The 20,910-nt window shown below is 72.3% G+C and carries 15 protein-coding genes and 1 pseudogene; 9 read left to right on the forward strand and 7 right to left on the reverse strand.

Annotated features, from left to right (window positions below; genetic code table 11):
• Positions 1-74: 74 nt before the first annotated feature.
• Both HZS56_RS12015 and HZS56_RS12020 read left to right on the forward strand, forming a co-directional pair.
• Positions 75-1,289 (forward strand): acetyl-CoA C-acetyltransferase, encoded by a 1,215-nt coding sequence (locus tag HZS56_RS12015; protein WP_216720665.1) that lies wholly within the window; start codon positions 75-77, stop codon positions 1,287-1,289.
• Between the two features lie 184 nt (positions 1,290-1,473).
• Complete coding sequence (locus HZS56_RS12020; protein ID WP_216720666.1) at positions 1,474-3,714, forward strand: 3-hydroxyacyl-CoA dehydrogenase NAD-binding domain-containing protein; 2,241 nt, start codon at positions 1,474-1,476, stop codon at positions 3,712-3,714.
• A gap of 143 nt (positions 3,715-3,857) precedes the next feature.
• Here HZS56_RS12020 and HZS56_RS12025 read toward each other — a convergent pair whose 3' ends face one another.
• Complete coding sequence (locus HZS56_RS12025; protein WP_216720667.1) at positions 3,858-4,634, reverse strand: MerR family transcriptional regulator; 777 nt, start codon at positions 4,632-4,634, stop codon at positions 3,858-3,860.
• Positions 4,635-5,052: 418 nt separating this feature from the next.
• Between HZS56_RS12025 and HZS56_RS12030 the strand changes: the two genes are divergently transcribed.
• Positions 5,053-6,522: an amino acid permease gene (locus HZS56_RS12030; protein ID WP_216720668.1), complete on the forward strand. Its 1,470-nt coding sequence runs from the start codon at positions 5,053-5,055 to the stop codon at positions 6,520-6,522.
• Positions 6,523-6,593: 71 nt separating this feature from the next.
• Positions 6,594-7,079, forward strand: coding sequence for a macro domain-containing protein (locus HZS56_RS12035; RefSeq protein WP_216720669.1), 486 nt, complete (start codon positions 6,594-6,596; stop codon positions 7,077-7,079).
• A 9-nt stretch (positions 7,080-7,088) separates the two neighbouring features.
• Here the strand turns inward: HZS56_RS12035 and HZS56_RS12040 are convergent, their stop codons facing one another.
• Complete coding sequence (locus HZS56_RS12040) at positions 7,089-8,588, reverse strand: M1 family metallopeptidase (RefSeq protein ID WP_216720670.1); 1,500 nt, start codon at positions 8,586-8,588, stop codon at positions 7,089-7,091.
• A gap of 651 nt (positions 8,589-9,239) precedes the next feature.
• Between HZS56_RS12040 and HZS56_RS12045 the strand changes: the two are divergent.
• Positions 9,240-9,638, forward strand: a pseudogene (locus tag HZS56_RS12045) (carboxypeptidase); the annotation flags it as partial.
• 80 nt (positions 9,639-9,718) lie between these two features.
• Positions 9,719-11,461, forward strand: a complete 1,743-nt coding sequence (locus HZS56_RS12050) for a BCCT family transporter (RefSeq protein ID WP_216720672.1) — start codon at positions 9,719-9,721, stop codon at positions 11,459-11,461.
• A 152-nt stretch (positions 11,462-11,613) separates the two neighbouring features.
• Here the strand turns inward: HZS56_RS12050 and HZS56_RS12055 are convergent, their stop codons facing one another.
• Positions 11,614-12,576, reverse strand: coding sequence for an FAD-dependent oxidoreductase (locus tag HZS56_RS12055; RefSeq protein ID WP_216720673.1), 963 nt, complete (start codon positions 12,574-12,576; stop codon positions 11,614-11,616).
• 102 nt (positions 12,577-12,678) lie between these two features.
• Between HZS56_RS12055 and HZS56_RS12060 the strand changes: the two genes are divergently transcribed.
• Positions 12,679-14,322, forward strand: a complete 1,644-nt coding sequence (locus HZS56_RS12060) for an ABC-F family ATP-binding cassette domain-containing protein (RefSeq protein WP_216720674.1) — start codon at positions 12,679-12,681, stop codon at positions 14,320-14,322.
• Positions 14,323-14,421: 99 nt separating this feature from the next.
• Here the strand turns inward: HZS56_RS12060 and HZS56_RS12065 are convergent, their stop codons facing one another.
• The 3 genes from HZS56_RS12065 to HZS56_RS12070 form a co-directional block, all read right to left on the reverse strand.
• On the reverse strand, positions 14,422-16,791 hold the full coding sequence (locus HZS56_RS12065; protein WP_216720675.1) for a Tex family protein: 2,370 nt from the start codon (positions 16,789-16,791) through the stop codon (positions 14,422-14,424).
• A gap of 116 nt (positions 16,792-16,907) precedes the next feature.
• A complete protein-coding gene (locus HZS56_RS38150; RefSeq protein WP_308408061.1) occupies positions 16,908-17,039 on the reverse strand; it encodes an LPFR motif small protein in 132 nt (43 codons plus the stop codon).
• Between the two features lie 178 nt (positions 17,040-17,217).
• Positions 17,218-18,099 (reverse strand): SCO6745 family protein, encoded by an 882-nt coding sequence (locus tag HZS56_RS12070; protein WP_216720676.1) that lies wholly within the window; start codon positions 18,097-18,099, stop codon positions 17,218-17,220.
• 111 nt (positions 18,100-18,210) lie between these two features.
• Here HZS56_RS12070 and HZS56_RS12075 point away from each other — a divergent pair, with 111 nt between their 5' ends.
• Positions 18,211-19,173: a GlxA family transcriptional regulator gene (locus HZS56_RS12075; protein ID WP_216720677.1), complete on the forward strand. Its 963-nt coding sequence runs from the start codon at positions 18,211-18,213 to the stop codon at positions 19,171-19,173.
• 184 nt (positions 19,174-19,357) lie between these two features.
• Positions 19,358-19,993 (forward strand): DJ-1/PfpI family protein, encoded by a 636-nt coding sequence (locus HZS56_RS12080; RefSeq protein ID WP_216720678.1) that lies wholly within the window; start codon positions 19,358-19,360, stop codon positions 19,991-19,993.
• Here HZS56_RS12080 and HZS56_RS12085 read toward each other — a convergent pair.
• Positions 19,980-20,735, reverse strand: a complete 756-nt coding sequence (locus HZS56_RS12085; protein ID WP_216720679.1) for an enoyl-CoA hydratase/isomerase family protein — start codon at positions 20,733-20,735, stop codon at positions 19,980-19,982. The genes HZS56_RS12080 and HZS56_RS12085 overlap by 14 nt on opposite strands.
• Positions 20,736-20,910 lie beyond the last annotated feature (175 nt).

Consider the following 20,910-nt stretch of genomic DNA (forward strand, 5'->3'; position numbering starts at 1 on the left):
GGTACGGAGCCGGGGCCCCGCCCCGGCTCCGTACCCGACCCCGCAGAGCACAACTCCCAGTGAAAGGCCTGCCAGTGAGCACCGAAGCGTACGTGTACGACGCGATCCGCACCCCGCGCGGACGCGGCAAGGCGAACGGCGCCCTGCACGGCACGAAGCCGATCGACCTGGTCGTCGGCCTCATCCACGAGATCCGCGCCCGCTTCCCCGGCCTGGACCCGGCCGCCGTCGACGACATCGTGCTCGGTGTGGTCGGCCCGGTGGGCGACCAGGGCTCCGACATCGCGCGCATCGCGGCGATCGCCGCGGGTCTGCCGGACACGGTGGCGGGCGTCCAGGAGAACCGCTTCTGCGCCTCGGGCCTGGAGGCCGTCAACCTGGCGGCGGCGAAGGTCCGTTCAGGCTGGGAGGACCTGGTGCTCGCGGGCGGTGTCGAGTCCATGTCCCGCGTCCCGATGGCCTCGGACGGGGGTGCCTGGTTCAACGACCCGATGACCAACCTCGCCACCAACTTCGTCCCTCAGGGCATCGGCGCCGACCTGATCGCCACCCTGGAGGGCTTCTCCCGCCGCGACGTCGACGAGTATGCCGCCGTCTCCCAGGAGCGCGCGGCCACCGCCTGGAAGGAGGGGCGCTTCGACCGCTCCGTCGTGCCGGTGAAGGACCGCGCCGGCCTCACCGTCCTCGACCACGACGAGCACCTCCGGCCCGGCACCACCGCCGACTCCCTCGCGAAGCTCAAGCCGTCCTTCGCCGACATCGGGGAGCTCGGCGGCTTCGACGCCGTGGCGCTGCAGAAGTACCACCGGGTCGAGAGGATCGACCACGTCCACCACGCGGGCAACTCCTCCGGCATCGTCGACGGCGCCTCCCTCGTCGCCATCGGCTCCAAGGAGGTCGGCGACCGCCACGGCCTCGTCCCGCGTGCCCGGATCGTCTCCGCCGCCGTCTCCGGCTCCGAGCCCACCATCATGCTCACCGGACCGGCCCCGGCCACCCGCAAGGCACTGGCCAAGGCAGGACTGACCATCGACGACATCGACCTCGTCGAGATCAACGAGGCGTTCGCCGCAGTCGTCCTGCGCTTCGTCAAGGACATGGGCCTGTCCCTGGACAAGGTCAACGTCAACGGCGGCGCGATCGCGCTCGGGCACCCCCTCGGCGCCACCGGCGCGATGATCCTCGGCATGCTCGTCGACGAACTGGAGCGCCAGGACAAGCGCTACGGCCTCGCCACCCTGTGCGTGGGCGGCGGCATGGGCGTCGCCACGATCGTCGAGCGCCTCTGACCCCCGCCGGCCTCTCCTGACGGCCTCCCGGCGGCTTCGCCCGATGGTCTTCCCCGACTGCCTCGCTCGCGCCTCTTCCGACGGCCTCACTTCCGACAGCCTCAGTTCCGACGGCCTCACTTCCGACAGCCTCTCCCGACGGCCCTTCCCGACGGTCACGACGGATCACCTGGAGCACACCCTCATGAGCACCGAGCCCACCACCATCCGCTGGGAACAGGACGACACCGGCGTCGTCACCCTCGTCCTCGACGACCCCGACCAGTCCGCGAACACCATGAACCAGGCGTTCCGCGAGTCGCTGGCCGCGGTCACCGACCGCCTGGAGGCCGAGAAGGACTCGATCCGCGGCGTCGTCGTCACCTCCGCCAAGAAGACCTTCTTCGCCGGCGGCGACCTGCGCGACCTGATCCGCGTCACCCCGGAGACCGCCCAGGACCTCTTCGACGGCGGCATGGCCATCAAGCGGAACCTGCGCCGCATCGAGACCCTCGGCAAGCCCGTCGTCGCCGCCATGAACGGCGCGGCCCTCGGCGGCGGTTACGAGATCGCCCTCGCCTGCCACCACCGCGTCGCCCTCGACACACCCGGCTCCAAGATCGGCTGTCCCGAGGTCACCCTCGGTCTGCTCCCCGGAGGCGGCGGCGTCGTCCGCACCGTCCGGATGCTCGGCATCGCCGACGCCCTGCTGAAGGTCCTCCTCCAGGGCACCCAGTACAACCCGCGCCGCGCCCTGGAGAACGGCCTGGTCGACGAGGTCGCCGACAGCCGCGAGGACATGCTCGCCAAGGCCCGCGCCTTCATCGACGCCCACCCGGAGTCCGCCCAGCCCTGGGACAGGCCCGGCTACCGCATCCCCGGCGGCACGCCCAGCAACCCCAAGTTCGCGGCCAACCTCCCCGCCTTCCCTGCCAACCTGCGCAAGCAGACCAACGGCGCGCCCTACCCGGCGCCGCGCAACATCATGGCCGCCGCCGTCGAGGGCGCCCAGGTCGACTTCGAGACCGCCCAGGTCGTCGAGGCCCGCTACTTCGTCGAGCTGGCCGCCGGACAGACCTCGAAGAACATGATCCAGGCCTTCTTCTTCGACCTCCAGGCGGTCAACTCGGGTGCGAACCGCCCGAAGGGCTTCGAGACCCGCGAGGTCACCAGGGTGGCCGTGCTGGGCGCGGGGATGATGGGCGCGGGCATCGCCTACTCGTGCGCCCGCGCGGGGATCGACGTGGTCCTGAAGGACGTCTCCACGGCGGCGGCCGTGAAGGGCAAGGGCTACTCCGAGAAGCTGTGCGCCAAGGCCGTCGCGAAGGGCCGTACGAGCCGGGAGGAGGCGGACGCCCTGCTCGCCCGGATCACGCCGACCGCCGAGGCCGCCGACCTGGCGGGCTGCGACGTGGTGATCGAGGCCGTGTTCGAGGACACCTCGCTCAAGCACAAGGTGTTCCAGGAGATCGAGCATGTGGTGGCCCCGGACGCGCTGCTGTGCTCCAACACCTCGACGCTGCCCATCACGGCGCTGGCCGAGGGTGTCGAGCGGCAGGGCGACTTCATCGGGCTGCACTTCTTCTCGCCCGTCGACAAGATGCCGCTGGTGGAGATCATCAGGGGCGGACGGACCGGGGACGAGGCGCTGGCCCGCGCCTTCGACCTGGTCCGGCAGATCAGGAAGACACCGATCGTGGTCAACGACTCGCGCGGCTTCTTCACGTCCCGCGTCATCGGGCACTTCATGAACGAGGGCGTGGCGATGGTCGGCGAGGGCATCGAGCCCGCGTCCGTGGAACAGGCGGCGGCGCAGGCCGGTTACCCGGCGAAGGTGCTGTCCCTCATGGACGAGCTGACCCTCACCCTCCCGCGCAGGATCCGGGGCGAGACGAGGCGCGCCGTGGAGGAGGCGGGCGGCACCTGGACCCCGCACCCCGCCGAGGCCGTCATCGACCGCATGGTCGACGAGTTCGAGCGGCCCGGTCGCGCCGGGGGCGCCGGGTTCTACGAGTACGGCGAGGACGGGAAGCGCGCCGGGCTCTGGCCGGGGCTGCGGGAGCACTTCACCCGGCCCGGACACGAGATCCCCTTCGCCGACATGCAGGAGCGCATGCTCTTCTCGGAGGCGCTCGACACCGTCAGGCTCCTGGAGGAGGGGGTACTGACCTCCGTCGCCGACGCCAACATCGGCTCGATCTTCGGCATCGGTTTCCCGGGCTGGACCGGCGGCGTCCTGCAGTACATCAACGGCTACGACGGCGGTGCCGATGCCGATGCCGGAGCCGGAGCCGGAGCCGGAGCCGGAGCGGGGGCCGGGGTGGGCCTGCCCGGCTTCGTTGCACGCGCCCGCGAGCTGGCCGACCGCTACGGCGAGCGCTTCGCGCCGCCCGCGCTGCTGGTGGAGAAGGCCGAGAAGGGGGAGGTCTTCACGGACGGCCGCTGAGGCAGCCGCGGCGGGGACCCGGACGACGCCGCTCCGGTCCCCGCCACCTCCGCTCCGGTCCCCGCCGTCTCAGTTCCTCGCCACCTCCGCCCCGGTCCCCGCCGCGTCAGCCCTTCGCCACCGCCGCCGCGGCCCTCGCCGCCTCAGCCCCCGTCGCCTCCGCCTCGGTCCTGGTCGTCTCGGCTGCCCTTGCCCTCTGCTCCGTCCGCGTCCAGCCACTCCCGCAGTGCCTCGCGCAGCGACCGCTGGAAGGTCGTCAGAAGTGCCTGCACCACCAGCGGGTGCATGTGCGCCGACAGGGACCGCACCTCCGGCGCGTCGCGTTCGGCCACCGCGTCGCGCAGCAGCCGCGACAGATCACGCGCCGCGGCCCGCGAGTGCTCCAGCAGGGCGCTGCGGGCGGCGAGCACCGTCTCGGGGGAGAAGGGCACGTCCAGCAGCTCGACGCCGAGCCTGAGCAGCCCGGCGTCGACCCGGTACGCGTCGCCGCCCGGCGGGTCCGCCTCCGTGACGCGGGTGACGACGTCCATCGCCGCCAGCCGGTCCACCTCCGCGTCCGTCAGCGGCCGGCCCGCCCGCCGGTGCAGCTCGTCACGCGTGACGAGCTCGACCGTCTCCGGCGCCCAGGAGGCGACCACCGCGCGGTGCAGCGCCAGCTCGTGGGGGCTCAGGCCGTCCGGCAGCCGGTTGAGGTAGCGCTCGATGGCGGCCAGGGTCATGCCCTGGTGCTGCAGCTCGTCGATCAGCGCGAGCCGGGCCAGGTGCTCCCTGCCGTAGTGGCCCACCCGGCGCGGACCGAGCACCGGCGGCGGCAGCAGCCCTCTGGTGCCGTAGAAGCGGACCGTCCGCACCGTGACGCCGGTCCGCGCGGCCAGCTCGTCGATCGTGAGGGTCGGCTCCTCGGTGTCGGTCGTCGTCATGTGCAGCAGTATCGCTGTCTCACCAGCACTGTGAAACCTCTCGCGCCCCTCCGGATCACCTCCTGCCGCGTCGTCGTCGGTTGCCGGGGCTCCGCCCTTTCGCCCTCCTCCGCCTTACAGCCGCACGCTCCCGCCATGTTCGGCTTCGCTCGCGCGGGAGGGACCCCCGTCGCCCCGCTCGGGTCGGCAACAAGGCACCGCAGCCTGGAGCCGGCCTGATCCAAGCGACGCCCCCTGGTGCAGGCGGTGGGCGGATCTTGTGAGAAGTCACGCTGTGTGGCACGCGACACCGCATGCGCTTGCGGCGTCGTGGGAAGGTGCCGTCCTGGTCTGTGCCGTCACTGGGTGGTGCGGGCCCGCAACAGGTACGGACGACTCGGGCGCACCCTGCCCGAGGCACCAGAGAGTGGAACCACCCGTGAGCAAGGACGCCGTCGACACGGCACAGGCCGCCGCCCCTCCGCAGGCGGCCGGGACCATCCCCGCGGACGCGGGCGACGCCGGTTACAGCAAGGACCTCAAGGCCCGCCACGTCAACATGATCGCCATCGGCGGCGCGATCGGCACCGGCCTCTTCCTCGGCGCCGGCGGGCGCCTGCGCGACGCGGGCCCGGCACTCGCGATCGCCTACCTCGTCTGCGGCGTCTTCGCCTTCTTCGTCGTCAGGGCCCTCGGTGAGCTGGTCCTCTACCGTCCCTCCTCCGGCTCGTTCGTGTCGTACGCGCGCGAGTTCCTCGGCGAGAAGGGCGCCTACGTCGCCGGCTGGATGTACTTCCTGAACTGGTCGACCACCGGTATCGCCGACATCACGGCGATCGCCCTCTACACGCACTACTGGAGCATGTTCACGAGCATCCCGCAGTGGGTGCTCGCCCTGGTCGCCCTCGCGGTGGTCCTCGCCGTGAACCTCATCTCCGTGAAGATCTTCGGCGAGATGGAGTTCTGGTTCGCGATCGTCAAGGTGGCCACGCTCGTCGGCTTCATGCTGATCGGCGTCTTCCTGCTCGCGACCCAGCACGATGTGGGCGGTCACACCCCGGGCCCGAGCATGATCACCGACCACGGCGGTCTCTTCCCGCAGGGTCTGATGCCCGTCATCGTCGTCATGCAGGGCGTGATCTTCTCCTACGCCGCCCTGGAGCTGGTCGGCGTCGCCGCGGGCGAGACCGCCGAGCCGGAGAAGGTCGTCCCGCGCGCGGTCAACTCCATCATGTGGCGCGTCGCCCTGTTCTACGTCGGCTCGGTCGTCCTGCTGGCCCTGCTGCTGCCGGGCTCGCTCTACTCCGGCGACGAGAGCCCGTTCGTCACCGTCCTGTCGAAGATCGGCGTCCCGGCGGCAGGGGACGTGATGAACCTGGTCGTCCTCACCGCGGCGATGTCGTCCCTGAACTCCGGCCTGTACTCCACCGGCCGCATCCTGCGCTCCATGGCGACCGCAGGCTCCGCGCCGAGGTTCACGTCCGTCATGAGCCGCAGCCAGGTCCCCTACGGCGGCATCCTGCTCACCTGCGCGGTCTGCGTCCTCGGCGTCGGACTGAACTACCTGGTGCCGAGCAAGGCCTTCGAGATCGTGCTGAACGTCGCCTCGCTCGGCATCATCAGCACCTGGGTGATCATCATGATCTGCCACCTGGTCTTCGTCCGCCGGGCGCGCTCCGGGCTCGTCACCCGCCCGCGGTTCCGGCTGCCGGGCAGCCCCGTCACGGAGAGCGTCACGATCGCCTTCCTGCTGGCCGTGCTGGTCCTGATGTGGAACGACGCCGAGGTCGGCCGCAAGACACTCCTCCTCGTCCCGGTCATCGCGGTGATGCTGGTCGCGGGCTGGTTCGGCGTCCGACGCCGGGTCACGGAGAACGCCCGACGCGAGCGCGCCGGGCGGCCCGAGTAGCACGAGGACCGGGACGGAGCAGCACGAAGACTGCGGGGGGTGCTGTCGGTGGCGGCCTCTACGGTGGCGTCATGTCAGGAATCAGGTATGTCCGGGGTGATGCCACCGTGCCGTCGGTCAAGGGCGTCAAGCTGATCGCCCACGTCTGCAACGACCTCGGCGGCTGGGGCAAGGGCTTCGTCCTGGCGGTCTCCCGCCGCTGGCCCGAGCCGGAGGCGGCCTACCGCGTCTGGCACCGCGACCGCGCGGCCAACGACTTCGGTCTGGGCGCCGTGCAGTTCGTGCAGGTCGAGCAGTACGTGTGGGTGGCCAACATGATCGGCCAGCGCGGCACGCGCACCGGAAGCAAGGGCGTCCCCGTGCGCTACGAGGCCATCGACAGGGCCCTCGGCCACGTGGCCGACCGGGCGGCCGAGCTGAAGGCGTCCGTGCACATGCCCCGCATAGGCTGCGGCCTGGCCGGCGGCAAGTGGTCCCGTGTCGAGCCGCTGATCACCGGGCGGCTGACGGAACGCGGTGTCCCCGTGACCGTCTACGACCACGGGGACGGCGTCTAGCTCGGAGCGTCAGTGTCCGTGCTCGTGGATGCCGTTCGTCGCGGCGATCTTCCGCCACGAACGGGGCTGGGCGGGCGTGCCGGACGCCTTCGCGAGGGACTGTGCGCGGGCGGTCGCGGCGTCCGGCTTCGACGGCTGGAACAGCCAGGTGTCGAACAGCGCGGCCAGCGGTGTGCCGGACACCTCCTCGGCGTACCGCTGGAAGTCGGCGACCGAAGCGTTGCCGTGGGCGTACTTGGCGGGCCATCCCTTCAGGACCGTGAAGAAGGCCTCGTCGCCGATCTCGTTGCGCAGCGCCTGCACGGCGAGTGCGCCCCGGTCGTAGACGGCGGTGTCGAACTGGTTCTCCGGCCCGGGGTCACCCGGCTTCACCGTCCAGAACGGGTCGTCCGCCGGGTACGAGGCGTACGTGTAGTCCGCCAGCTCCTGCGCCGTGCCCTCGCCCTCGTGCTCGGACCACAGCCACTGGGCGTAGCGCGCGAAGCCCTCGTTGATCCAGATGTCCTTCCAGCCGCGCAGGGAGACCAGGTCGCCGTACCACTGGTGGGCCAGCTCGTGCACGACGACGGACACGTTCGACCCGTTCGCGAACTGCCGCGGGCTGTAGAACGGCCGGGTCTGGGTCTCCAGCGCGTACCCGGTGTCCGTGTTCGGCACATAGCCGCCGAGCGCGTCGTAGGGGTAGGGGCCGAAGTACCCGCTCAGCCAGTCGGCGACCTCCGCGCTCCGCTCGACGCTGGCCCGCGCCGCGCCGTCGTTCGCGCCCAGGTCCTTGCTGTAGGCGTTGACGACCGGGATGCCGCTCTCGGTGGTGCCGGTGGTGAGGTCGAACTTGCCGATCGCCAGCGTGGCGAGGTACGTGGCCTGCGGCTGGTCCGAGCGCCAGTTCCAGCGCGTCCAGCCCAGCCGCGAACTGGTCGACTGGAGGGTTCCGTTGGAGATCGCCTGGGTGCCGTCCGGCACCTGCACCGACACGTCGTAGGTGGCCTTGTCCAACGGGTGGTCGTTGCTGGGGAACCACCAGGCCGCCGCCTCGGGCTCGTTCGCGGCGACCCCGCCGTCCGGGGTGCGGTGCCAGCTGGTGAAGCCGAACGCCTGCTTCGAGGACGGCACACCGCTGTAGCGGACGACCACGGTGAGGGGCGTGTCCTTGTCCAGCGGCTTCGCCGGGGTGATCTCCAGCTCCTGCTCGCCCGAGGTCGTGAACGACGCCTTCGCACCGTTCACCCGGACCTCGCCGACGTCCAGCAGGAAGTCGAGGTTGAACCGCGACAGGTCCTCGGTGGTGCGGGCCAGGATCGTCGCCGTCCCCTCCAGCCGGTCCGTGTCCGGCTGGTACTTCAGGCGCAGGTCGTAGTGCGAGACGTCGTATCCGCCGTTGCCGTAGGCCGGGTAGTAGGGGTCGCCGATGCCCGGAGCGCCGGGGGAGTGGGCCGCCGCCGACGCGGGGACCGCCAGCATGAGGGTGGCGGCGCCCAGTGCGCCCGGCACGATGAATCTGAGGTGCACGAAAGCTCCAAGTCGTAGGGGCACGAAGACTGTTCGGAGCCTATTCAGCTCCCCTGCACGTCGTCATGTCCACGGTCACCTCTGTCACACGATCGCCATCCGGCCGTCATCGGTCACTTCCTGCCCCCTTCTGTACAGAAGTCGGCCGATGTACCGTCCCGCGCATGCCGGTACGCACGCGCCGAAAGATCCGGAGGCCCCTCGGCAGGGGATCCTGACGCCGTCACGCCGTCACGCCGTCACGCCGTCACGCCGTCACGCCGTCACACCGTCACGCCGTCACACGAGGCGGGGCGCGCCGCGCCGGCACATCGGCCCGCCCGCCGTGCATCCGCGGCACCGCCGCGACTGCGCCGCCCGCCGCCCCTGCCCGCCGCCGCGAGCCGGCCCCCGTACGACCCACCGCGCACCGAAGGGAGCACGATGCACCGCCCGAGTGCTCTCGCCGTGACACCGCGGCCCTCGTCGCGCCCCCGCTCACCGCGCCGGCCCACCCGGACGACACACCGCACGCCACCCGCCCCGCACCGGCTTCGAGAAGACGCACGGCGCCCGCTGGACCACCCAGCCCGAGGAGCAGACGCCGGCCGCCGCGGCCGACCGGGCGAGCGACCGGGTCACCGTCGACCGCATCGGCACCACCCGGCACTTCCTGGAGCGCACCGCTGTGCGGTGGACTCCCTGCTCGTGGCCCTGGACGCCGTCCTCCGCCTCGCCGACCGGCGCCGCGGCCGGATCGAGGCGGCGACCGCGGCGGCCCGGCGGGCCGGAGGCCGGGACAAGGGGGTCGTGTACCTCGGCGGCGCGGACAACGACCCGGCCGGACCCGCCGAGGCCGTCAAAGACCCGACCTGCGGCCACCCGCGGACGTCTTCCCAGTACACAGCGATTCGGGAACAACTCGCCCTGCACGGTGTACATGTGCGTCCGGCCGGGGAGAAGGGCGCCTATGTGCCGCTGCGCCAGCCGCTGCGGGCGCTGGTGCCTCTGCTCCTGGACGAGCGGGCGACGTATCACCTCACGGCGGGGGAGCCGGACACCCACTGCTGAGAAGGTGAGATGCGCGTCGCGCGTGGTAACGGGGCGGCGGAGGACTATTTTCTGCCTGACCGACTTGAAAGGTGCCGCCTGTGACGCAGGATCGACCAAGTGAGCGACCAAGCGACAAGGAACAGCACGAGCGAGGCACACTGCCGGGCTCGGAGGCAGGCCTGCCGGGGCAGGAGCACAAGCCCCACACCGACCGCATCGTCTTCGGTGTCACGGCCGCTCTGACGCTCGCGTTCGTCGTCTGGGGCGGGGTCGCCACCGACTCGCTGGAGGACGCCTCCAGCAGCATGCTCAGCGGGCTGATGCACAACGGCGGCTGGGCGTTCACCCTCGCCGCCTCCGGTTTCGTGGTCTTCGCCCTCTGGCTCGCGGCCAGCCGGTACGGCCGCATCCACCTCGGCGCGGAGGGCGAGGAGCCCGAGTTCCGCACGGTGTCGTGGATCGCCATGATGTTCAGCGCGGGCATGGGCATCGGCCTGATGTTCTGGGGCGTCAGCGAGCCGCTGGCGCACTACACCACGGCCCCGCCCGGCACCAGCCCCGCCGACTCCGGCGAGAGCATGGAGTCGGCCATGGCCACCACACTGTTCCACTGGACGCTCCATCCGTGGGCGATCTACGCGGTGGTCGGGCTCGGCATCGCCTACAGCACCTTCCGCAGGCGCCGCAGGCAGACCATAAGCGCCGTGTTCACCCCGCTCATCGGTGAGAAGCACGCCAACGGCGCGAGCGGCCGGGTCATCGACATCCTCGCCATCATCGCGACGATCTTCGGCTCGGCGGCCTCCCTGGGCCTCGGCGCGCTCCAGATCGGCTCCGGCGTGGAGAAGCTCGACTGGATGGACAAGGTCAGCACCGGACTGCTGGTCGGCATCATCGCGGTGCTGACGGTGGCGTTCGTGGCGTCCGCGATCTCCGGTGTCGAGAAGGGCATCCAGTGGCTGTCCAACACCAATATGGTGCTGGCCCTGCTGCTCGCCGTGTTCGTCTTCGTCGCGGGCCCGACCATCCTCATCCTGGACCTGCTGCCGACGTCGATCTTCGGCTTCCTCGGCGACCTGCCCCAGCTGGCCGGCCGCACCGAGATCAGCGGCGGCGAGGGCGTCGCGGACTGGCTGGGCAGCTGGACGGTCTTCTACTGGGCGTGGTGGATCTCCTGGACGCCCTTCGTCGGCATGTTCATCGCCCGCATCAGCCGGGGGCGGACCATCCGCCAGTTCATCGGCGGCGTCATCCTCGTCCCCAGCGTGGTCAGCCTGATCTGGTTCGCGATCTTCGGCGGCTCGGCCATGAAGCTGCAGGAGCAGAACCGGCTGGGCGACGACACGAGCCCCGAGGGCCGGCTCTTCGCCGTGCTGCAGGAGTACCCCATCGCCACGGCCAGCAGCCTGCTGGTGATGATCCTCGTGGGCATCTTCTTCGTCTCGGGCGCCGACGCGGCCTCCATCGTGATGGGCACCCTCTCGCAGAAGGGCGCGCTCGAACCCAGCCGATGGGTCGTGGTCTTCTGGGGTGTGGTGACCGGTGCGGTCGCCGCGATCATGCTCCTGATCGGCAGCGGCGAGGCGGACGCGCTCACCGGTCTGCAGAACCTCACGATCCTCGCGGCGGCGCCCTTCGTCATCGTGATGATCTTCATGTGTATCGCACTCATGCGCGACCTGCGCCGTGACCCGCTCATCGTGCGCGGCGAAATGGCGTCCGAGGCCGTCGGACTGGCCGTCATCGAGGGACACAAGCAGTACGAGGGCGAGTTCGAGATCCGGATCGGCCCCGGCCCCGGCACGGACGTGGAGGGCGACCCGATCGGCCGGCACGACTGACGCGGCCGGCACCGACGGGTGCGGGAGGCGGGCGATCGAGGGCGGACCCCGGACGGGGCCCGGACCTCGATCGCCCGCCTCTGTCAGTACCTCGATCGCCGGCCCCGGTCGGTTGCGCCGGTGCGCCGGTCCTCCCCCTTCTGCCGCCTCCGTCAGTTCTGCCGGCGGTCGGCGAGCCCGGCAGCCTCCTGCGCGCAGCCCCAGGCCACGGTCACGCCCGCGCCGCCGTGACCGTAGTTGTGCACCAGCAGCCGCCCGTCGGGCAGCGTCTCGCGCTCCAGCCGCACCGCGTGCCGGGCCGGCCGCAGCCCCACCAGGTGCCGCAGCACCCGTGCCTCCGCGATCTCGGGCCGCAGGGCCGCGCACCGGCGCAGGATCGCCTCCGCGACACCGGGGTCCGGCTCGGCGGACCAGTCGTCCTCCTCGGCCGTCCCGCCCAGCAGGAGCCGGCCGGGCTGCGGAAGGAAGTACGTCGTCGCACCGGAGGACTGGTCGGCCGAGACCAGCCAGGTGCGGATGCCGGGATTCTCGACGACGACCAGTTGTCCGCGCACCGGGCGCACCGCAGCATCGGGCACCAGCTCCCGCGCGCCCAGTCCGGTGCAGTTGACCACGACCGGAGCCCGCACCTCGTCCAGACCGGCCACCGCGCGCGTCTCGACCACCCCGCCCGCCGCCAGCAGCCGCTCGCGCAGCCACGGCAGATGAGTCGACATGTCGATGAGCGGCAAGCGTGCCCACAGGCCCGTACCGGCGTACTCCGCGGCCGTCGACGCGCGCAGCCCCGGCAGCCGGGCGGAAGCCCAGGCACCCACCTCGTCCAGACCGGTCTCGCCGAGCACCCCTTCGACCATGCGCACGCCCGTCCGGCCGGGGCTGGCCGCCAGGTCCTCGTACACGTCCAGGGAGTGCAGCGCCCACGTCTGCGCCAGCGCGACCGGCTCGATGCGGTACGGCCACCACAGTCCGCCCGCGACCACCGAGGTGGTCCGCTCCACGGGCTCCCGCGTCCACAGCCGTACCCGCCTGCCGCGTTCGGCGAGCACGACGGCGGTCGTCAGCCCGATCACCCCGCCGCCGACCACGACGACCTCGTCATCCAGTTCGGTTTCCACACCGGCGACGTTAAGGCCTGCCCGGCGGATCATGCCACGCCGGAACCGGGCAGAGAGCGGGCACCCGCCACGATCCGGGCACCCTCTAAGATCTACGGTCTGATGACTGCCACCCTCGTCGCCAAGAACCTCGCCGCAGGCCACGGCGACCGCTCCCTGTTCACCGGGCTCGACCTCGTGGTCGCCCCCGGCGACGTCATCGGGCTCGTCGGGGCCAACGGCGCGGGCAAGTCCACCCTCCTGCGGATGCTCGCCGGCCTCACCTCCCCCGACCGGGGCGACCTGAGCCTGTCCCCGCCGGCCGCCACCGTCGGCCACCTCCCGCAGGAGCCCGAGCGCAGGCCGGGGGAGAGCGTCCGGGCGTTCCTGGCCCGCCGTACCGGCGTCACCGAGGCCCAGCGCGCCATGGACGACGCCACCGCGGCCCTGGTCGACGGCGCTCCCGGCGCCGACGACGCCTACGCGACGAGCCTGGAGCGCTGGCTGGCCCTCGGCGGCGCCGACCTCGACGACCGGGCGGCGGAGGTGGCCGGCTCCCTGGGCCTGGCCGTCGGCCTGGACCAGCCGATGACGTCCCTGTCCGGCGGCCAGGCGGCCCGCGCGGGACTCGCCTCCCTCCTGCTGTCCCGCTACGACGTCTTCCTGCTCGACGAGCCGACCAACGACCTCGACCTGGACGGCCTGGAGCGCCTCGAACGCTTCGTGACCGGACTGCGCGCGGGCACCGTCGTGGTCAGCCACGACCGCGAGTTCCTCACCCGCACCGTCACCAAGGTCCTCGAACTCGACCTCGCCCAGCAGCAGATCAACCTCTACGGCGGTGGCTACGACGCCTACCTGGAGGAACGCGCGGTGGCCCGCCGGCACGCCCGGGACGAGTACGAGGAGTACGCCGGCAGGCGCGCCGCCCTCCAGGACCGCGCCCAGACGCAGCGGGCCTGGATGGACAAGGGCGTCAAGAACGCGCGGCGCAAGGCGGGGGACAACGACAAGATCGGCCGCAAGTTCCGCAGCGAGGCCAGTGAGAAGCAGGCTGCCAAGGCCCGTCAGACCCAGCGCATGATCGAACGCCTGGAGGTCGTCGAGGAGCCGCGCAAGGAGTGGGAGCTGCGCATGGAGATCGCCTCGGCGCCCCGCTCGGGGTCGGTGGTCGCCACCCTGCGGGAGGCGGAGGTCCGGCGCGGCGGGTTCACGCTCGGACCGGTCTCCCTCCAGATCGACTGGGCGGACCGGGTGGCGGTGACGGGAGCCAACGGCGCGGGCAAGTCCACCCTCCTCGGTGCCCTCCTGGGCAGGGTCCCGCTCGACGCCGGACACGCGGCCCTCGGCTCCGGCGTGCTGCTCGGCGAGGTCGACCAGGCCCGGGGGCTCTTCCACGGCCCGGAGATCCTGCTGGACGCCTTCCGCGCCGCCCTCCCGGACACGGACCCGGCCGACATCCGGACCCTCCTGGCCAAGTTCGCCCTCAAGGCCGACCACGTCGTGCGTCCGGCGTCGACCCTCTCACCCGGCGAACGCACCCGGGCCGCCCTGGCCCTGCTCCAGGGCAGCGGCGTCAACCTGCTGGTCCTGGACGAGCCGACCAACCACCTGGACCTCCCGGCCATCGAGCAACTGGAATCGGCCCTGGACAGCTACGAGGGCACGCTCCTCCTGGTCACCCACGACCGCCGCATGCTCAACGCGGTGAGGGTGACCCGCCGCCTGGAGGTGGCGGAGGGCAAGGTCACGGAGCTCTCCGCCTAGGGGGCGTCGTTTGGAACAGGTCGGCTCCAGGCAGCGGCATCCGACCCGGCGCCTCAGCGCCGGGTCGGCCCGCCCGCGGGCCCGGTCTCAGGTTCGTACCTACGCCAACCCGGCCCGCCGCAGGGCGTCAGCCATCGCCCCGTTCGCCGGAGCCGTGCCACCGCCCGAGGGCCGGCCCTTTCCACCGCCGGCGGCCTTCCGCTGCCGGGGCGGCTTACCGCCCCGCTCCCGCTTCTGCTCCCCCCGGGGCCCCTGCGCACCCTGCGGAGCAGCCTCGTCGTCCAACCGCAGCGTCAACGAGATCCGCTTGCGCGGGATGTCGACGTCCAGCACCTTCACCTTGACGATGTCCCCGGGCTTGACCACGTCCCGCGGGTCCTTCACGAACGTCTTCGACATGGCCGACACGTGCACCAGCCCGTCCTGGTGCACACCGACGTCCACGAACGCCCCGAACGCCGCGACGTTCGTGACGACGCCCTCCAGCACCATCCCGGACGACAGGTCGGCGATCTTCTCCACGCCCTCCTTGAAGCTGGCCGTCCGGAACGCGGGCCGCGGGTCGCGCCCCGGCTTCTCCAGCTCCTTGAGGATGTCCGTGACCGTCGGCAGCCCGAACGTCTCGTCCACGAACTCGTCCGGCCTCAGCGACCGCAGCACGGCCGTGTTGCCGACCAGCCCGGCCACCTCCTGCCCGGTGGTCCGCACCATCCTGCGCACCACCGGATACGCCTCGGGGTGCACGCTGGACGCGTCCAGCGGATCGCTGCCGCCCCGGATCCGCAGGAACCCCGCGCACTGCTCGTACGCCTTGGGGCCGAGCCGCGACACCTTCTTCAACTCGGTGCGGGAGCCGAACGGCCCGTTCGCGTCACGGTGCGCGACGATGTTCTCGGCGAGGCCGGAGGTGATGCCGGAGACCCGGGAGAGCAGGGGGGCCGACGCCGTGTTGACGTCCACGCCCACCCCGTTCACACAGTCCTCGACCACCGCGTCCAGCGAGCGCGACAGCTTCACCTCGGACAGGTCGTGCTGGTACTGACCGACGCCGATGGACTTCGGGTCGATCTTCACCAGTTCCGCCAGCGGGTCCTGCAGCCGCCGGGCGATCGACACCGCGCCGCGCAGCGAGACGTCCATGTCCGGGAGCTCCTGCGAGGCGAAGGCGGACGCCGAGTACACGGAGGCCCCCGCCTCGGACACCATCACCTTGGTGAGCTTCAGCTCCGGGTGCCTGGAGATGAGCTCCCCGGCCAGCTTGTCGGTCTCCCTGGACGCCGTGCCGTTGCCGATGGCGACCAGGTCGACGGCGTGGTCCTCGGCGAGCCGTGCCAGCTTGGCGATCGCCTCGTCCCACCGGTTGGCCGGGACGTGCGGGTGGATCACGTCGGTGGCCACCACCTTGCCGGTCGCGTCGACCACGGCGACCTTCACGCCCGTACGGAAACCGGGGTCGAGGCCGAGCGTCGCGCGGGTGCCGGCCGGGGCGGCCAGCAGCAGGTCGCGCAGGTTGGCGGCGAAGACGTCGACCGCCTCGTCCTCGGCGGCCGTGCGCAGCCGCAGCCTGAGGTCGATGCCGAGGTGCACCAGGATGCGGGTGCGCCAGGCCCAGCGGACGGTGTCCCCGAGCCACTTGTCGGCGGGCCGCCCCCGGTCGGCGATGCCGAACCGGTTCGCGACGATGCCCTCGTACGACGACGGCCCGTCCGTGGCCTCCTCCGGCTCCAGGACGAGGTCGAGCACGTCCTCCTTCTCGCCGCGCAGCATCGCGAGGATCCGGTGCGAGGGCAGCGCGGTGAAGGGCTCGGCGAAGTCGAAGTAGTCGGCGAACTTGGCACCGGCCTCCTCCTTGCCCTCCTTGACCCGGGCGGCGAGCCGGCCGCGCCCCCACATCCGCTCCCGCAGGTCGCCGATCAGGTCGGCGTCCTCCGAGAACTTCTCCGTGAGGATCGCCCGGGCACCGTCCAGCGCGGCCTGCGGATCGGCCACTGCCTTGTCGGCGTCCACGAACGCGGCCGCCGCGGCGAGGGGTTCGACCGTCGGGTCCGTGAGCAGGCCCTCGGCCAGCGGCTCCAGACCCGCCTCCCGCGCGATCTGCGCCTTCGTCCGCCGCTTCGGCTTGAACGGCAGGTAGATGTCCTCCAGGCGCGCCTTGGTCTCCGCGCCGCGGATGCGCGCTTCCAGCTCCTCGGTGAGCTTGCCCTGCTCACGCACCGAGTCGAGGATCGCGGTCCGCCGCTCCTCCAGCTCCCGCAGGTAGCGCAGCCGCTCCTCGAGCGTGCGCAGCTGCGCGTCGTCGAGCATCTCGGTCGCTTCCTTGCGGTAGCGCGCGATGAAGGGCACGGTCGAGCCGCCGTCGAGCAGCTCCACCGCGGCCTTCACCTGCCGCTCCCGTACGCCGAGCTCCTCGGCGATCCTGCTCTCGATCGACCTTGCGTCGGTGGCCGCGCTGGCCCCGGGTGTCGTCACGATCCCGTACCGCCTTCTCACTGAGGTTGCGCGGCAATTGTGGCAGGCGGCACCGACAATCGGGGATCAGGGCGCCGTCCGGGCCGGTCGGACCGGACGGCGCCCTGATCCCCGGGTCACACCCCGCGGCCCCGGGCGGTGGACGAGGCACCGCCGAAGAGCCGGGCCAGCGCCCGGAAGGGAAGCGTCACCACGGTGGCGACCGCGCCACCGATCTGGCGCAGCACGTCTGCGACGGCACGGAACACGACAAGCCCCTTTCGTCCTGCGCCCGGCCCCGTCGGCCGGGCGCAGTACGGGTACCTCCGGACCGGCCCGGCATGCCCGTTCGTACGCCCGGCCATGTCCCCGCGGCCGTCGCGTGATTCCGCGGCCGTCGCGGAGTCCGCGGCCGTCATGCGTTCCGCGCCACCGGCTCCGCCGGTGTCACCCCTTGCCGAGCAGGTCCGCAGGGAAGGCTCCCGCGCCGAGTGCCGTGCGCACGAAACCCGTTGCGAGTTCCGTCAGGCGTGCCACACCCTCAGGGCCGAGGTGCGCGTAGGGAGCCGCGTCCAGCCGGTCGGTCTCCCGCTCGACCTCGGCGCGCAGGGCCGAGCCCTCCTCGGTCAGTTCGCCCGCCCCGTCGACGAGACCCCGCTCGCGCAGCCGGTCGGTCGCGGCGTCCCACTCCTCCCGGGTCCAGCCCCGGGTGGTGAAGACCCACTTCGGGGCGATGCCCTTGCCGGTCGCGGTGTGCGTCACCACTGCCTCCAGGCCGTCCAGGCCGGCGGTCAGCAGGGCGGCGAGGTGGCCGTCGCCGCGGTGCTCGCGCAGCAGGGTCGCCGCGTGCCACAGGGCCAGGTGCGGCGCCTCGGGCACCGGCAGGTCCGCGTGGGCGGCGTACAGCGGACGGGCGCTGCGCGAACAGGCCTCGGCGGCACGCAGGGCGAGGGTGGCCGCCTCGGCCATCTCCGCGGAGGCCAGAGCCTCCTCGCCCAGCAGCCGGCGCAGGGTCGCGTCGACGGCACGCGTGCGTGCCGCCAGGGCCTGGCCGGGTGTGACCGTCTCCCACACGGCGGGCACGTGCCGGGCCACGAGGTCGTGCTTGTAGTTGTAGAACGCGGCCGTCACCGCACCGGCGCCCACCGGGCCGAGCGCCGCGGCGCGCACCGCGAAGTTGACCGCCCGGTGGTCGGTGACCCCGAGGGCGCCCAGCTCCCGGCCCAGGTCGGGCGAGAAGTAGTGCGTCGAGTGCAGTGAGTTGAGCGCGCTGGTGCAGCGGCGGCCGACGCGCGGGTCCGTGGCGGTGTCGGTGGCGGCAGTTGTCATGCCGCGCAGGTTACCAACCGGTCAGTACGTCCTCCAGTGCGCGGGCGCATGGCAGGAAAAGCGGGGTACTCGTCATTGCGGTCATCGCCGGGTGGGCGAAGAATCGTGGACATGGCGCAGCGAACCGTCCTCCTCGTCCTCTTCGACCAGGTCCAGAGCCTCGACGTCACCGGCCCCGTGGAGGTCTTCGCGGGCGCCGAACGGCACGTACCGGGGACGTACCGCATCCGCACGGCCTCCCTGGACGGGGCGCCCGTGCGCACGTCCAGCGGTCTGACCGTCGTACCGGACCAGGCCCTCGCCGACGCGCCCGAGCCGCACACCCTGGTCGTGCCCGGCGGCCGGGGCACCAGGGACGCGGACCCGCGGCTGACCGACTGGGTGCGCGAGCACGGGCCACGCGCCCGGCGGCTGGTCTCGGTCTGCACCGGCGCGATCCTGCTCGCCCGGGCCGGCCTTCTGGACGGCCGGCGTGTCACCACCCACTGGGCCTACAGCGACCGGCTCGCGCGCGACCACCCGGCCGTGGAGGTCGACCCCGACCCGATCTACGTCCGCGACGGGCGGGTGGCCACGTCCGCGGGCGTGACCTCCGGCATCGACCTCGCCCTCGCCCTGGTGGAGGAGGACCTGGGCCGGGACGCCGCGCTGGCCGTCGCCCGGCACCTGGTCGTGTTCCTGCGCAGGCCGGGCAACCAGGCCCAGTTCAGCGCGCAGCCGGCCGTCCGGACCGCACGGCGGGCGCCGCTGCGCGAGCTCCAGCAGTGGATCACGGAGCACCCGGGCGCGGACCTGGGCGTGGAGTCGCTCGCCGCCCGCGCCGGTCTGTCGCCCCGTCACTTCGCCCGTGCCTTCCAGGCGGAGACCGGCACCACGCCCGGCCGGTACGTGGACCGGGTCCGGCTGGAACACGCCCGGCGGCTGCTGGAGGACGGCGGCGACGGCGTCGAGTCCGTCTCCCGCGCGAGCGGCTACGGAACGCCCGAGGCCATGCGCCGGGCCTTCGTCAAGGCCCTCGGTACCTCTCCGGCCGAGTACCGCCGCCGCTTCCGCCCCGCACCCGCCGTCCCCTGACGGCACCGGGAACCGGACGGGGACCGGACGACAGCCCTTCGAGCCGCGCACCCCGAGCCACGGCATCCCGAGTCACGGCATCCTGAGCCGCGCACCCCGAGTCACGGCCCCCCGAGCCGCAGCGCCCGTACGGCAACGCCCTGTACGACAACGCCCCGAACGACCGTGGAAGGAAAGGGAACCCATGCGGATCGCCATCGTTCTCTTCGACCGCTTCACCGCCCTGGACGCGGTGGGCCCGTACGAGACCCTCGGCCGGCTGCCCGGCGCGGAGACCGTCTTCGTCGCCGAGCGGTCCGGCCCCGTCCGCACCGACACCGGAAGCCTCGCGCTCGTCGCCGACCGGACCCTGGCCGACGTGCCCGCCCCCGACGTCGTCGTCGTCCCGGGCGGCCCCGGGCAGACCCCGCAGATGGAGAACACGACCCTGCTGGACTGGCTGCGCGCCGCCGACGCCGGCAGCACCTGGACCACGTCCGTGTGCACGGGCTCCCTGCTGCTCGCCGCCGCCGGACTGCTGGAGGGCCGCCGGGCCACCTCCCACTGGCTGGCGCTCCCCGTCCTCGAACGCTTCGGGGCCGAACCGACCGGTCAGCGGGTGGTCACCGACGGCAAGTACGTCACCGCGGCCGGGGTCTCCTCGGGGATCGACATGGGCCTGACGCTGCTCGGCCGGATCGCGGGCGACGACCACGCCAGGGCGGTCCAGCTGATGACCGAGTACGACCCGCAGCCGCCCTACGACGCCGGGTCCCCGGACAAGGCGCCCGCGCACCTCGTGGAGGCACTGCGCGAGGGGAGCCGGTTCACTCCGGCGTAGGCGCGCGCCAGCCGAAACGCGGCTGCCGGCGCTCCAGGAAGGCGGCGACCCCCTCCGCGGTGTCGCCGCTGCCGCGTGCCTGCGCGGCCCAGTGGGCGTCCCGGTCCCTGCGCCCGTCCGCGAACTCCTTCGCCGCGGCCTGCGTCAGCAGGGAGCGCGAGGCCAGCACCCGGGTGAACCCGGCCACCCGCCCGTCCAGTCCGTCCTCCGGCAGCACCTCGTCCACCAGGCCGGTGCGCAGCGCCCGCCCGGCGTCGATCAACTCGCCGCTGAACAGCAGGTACTTCGCGGTGGCCGGCCCGGTCAGCGCCACCAGCCGCCGGGTCGCGGACGCCGGATACACGACCCCCAGCCTGGCCGGGGTCACGCCGAACAGTGCGGACTCGGCGGCGAACCGCAGGTCGCAGGCGGCCGCCAGCTGCACCCCGCCGCCCACGCAGTGTCCCCGCACCGCCGCCAGCGTGGGCTTGGGGAACGCGGCGAGGGCCTCCTCGGCCCGTACCGCCAGCAGCTGGGCCTCCTCGGCCGACTCCCGCAGCGTCGAGATGTCGGCCCCCGCGCAGAACGTCGCGCCCTCACCGGTGAGGACCAGTGCCCGTACCGCCGGATCGGCAGCCAGGGTGTCGAGCAGCTCGGGCAGCGCCCGCCACATCGCGGACGTCATGGCGTTGCGCTTGGCCGGATGGCGGACGGTGACGGTGGCCACCGAGTCCTCGACCCGGTGCAGCAGCTGCGGCTCCATGGACCGGATGCTATCCACTGATCTCTTCGCTTCGAGCGGGCAGGGAGCCAGGACAGGAACGGTCCCGTAAGCGACCATGTCGTACGGCATCGATCAGAACCGCTCGATATCTGCTGACTTGTGTTCAGTGCTCGGGTGTGGAGGGACGCGTTACCAACACTCAGAGGTGTGGTGA

Source organism: Streptomyces mayonensis, assembly GCF_018982965.1.
In the GTDB taxonomy this organism is placed as follows: domain Bacteria; phylum Actinomycetota; class Actinomycetes; order Streptomycetales; family Streptomycetaceae; genus Streptomyces; species Streptomyces mayonensis.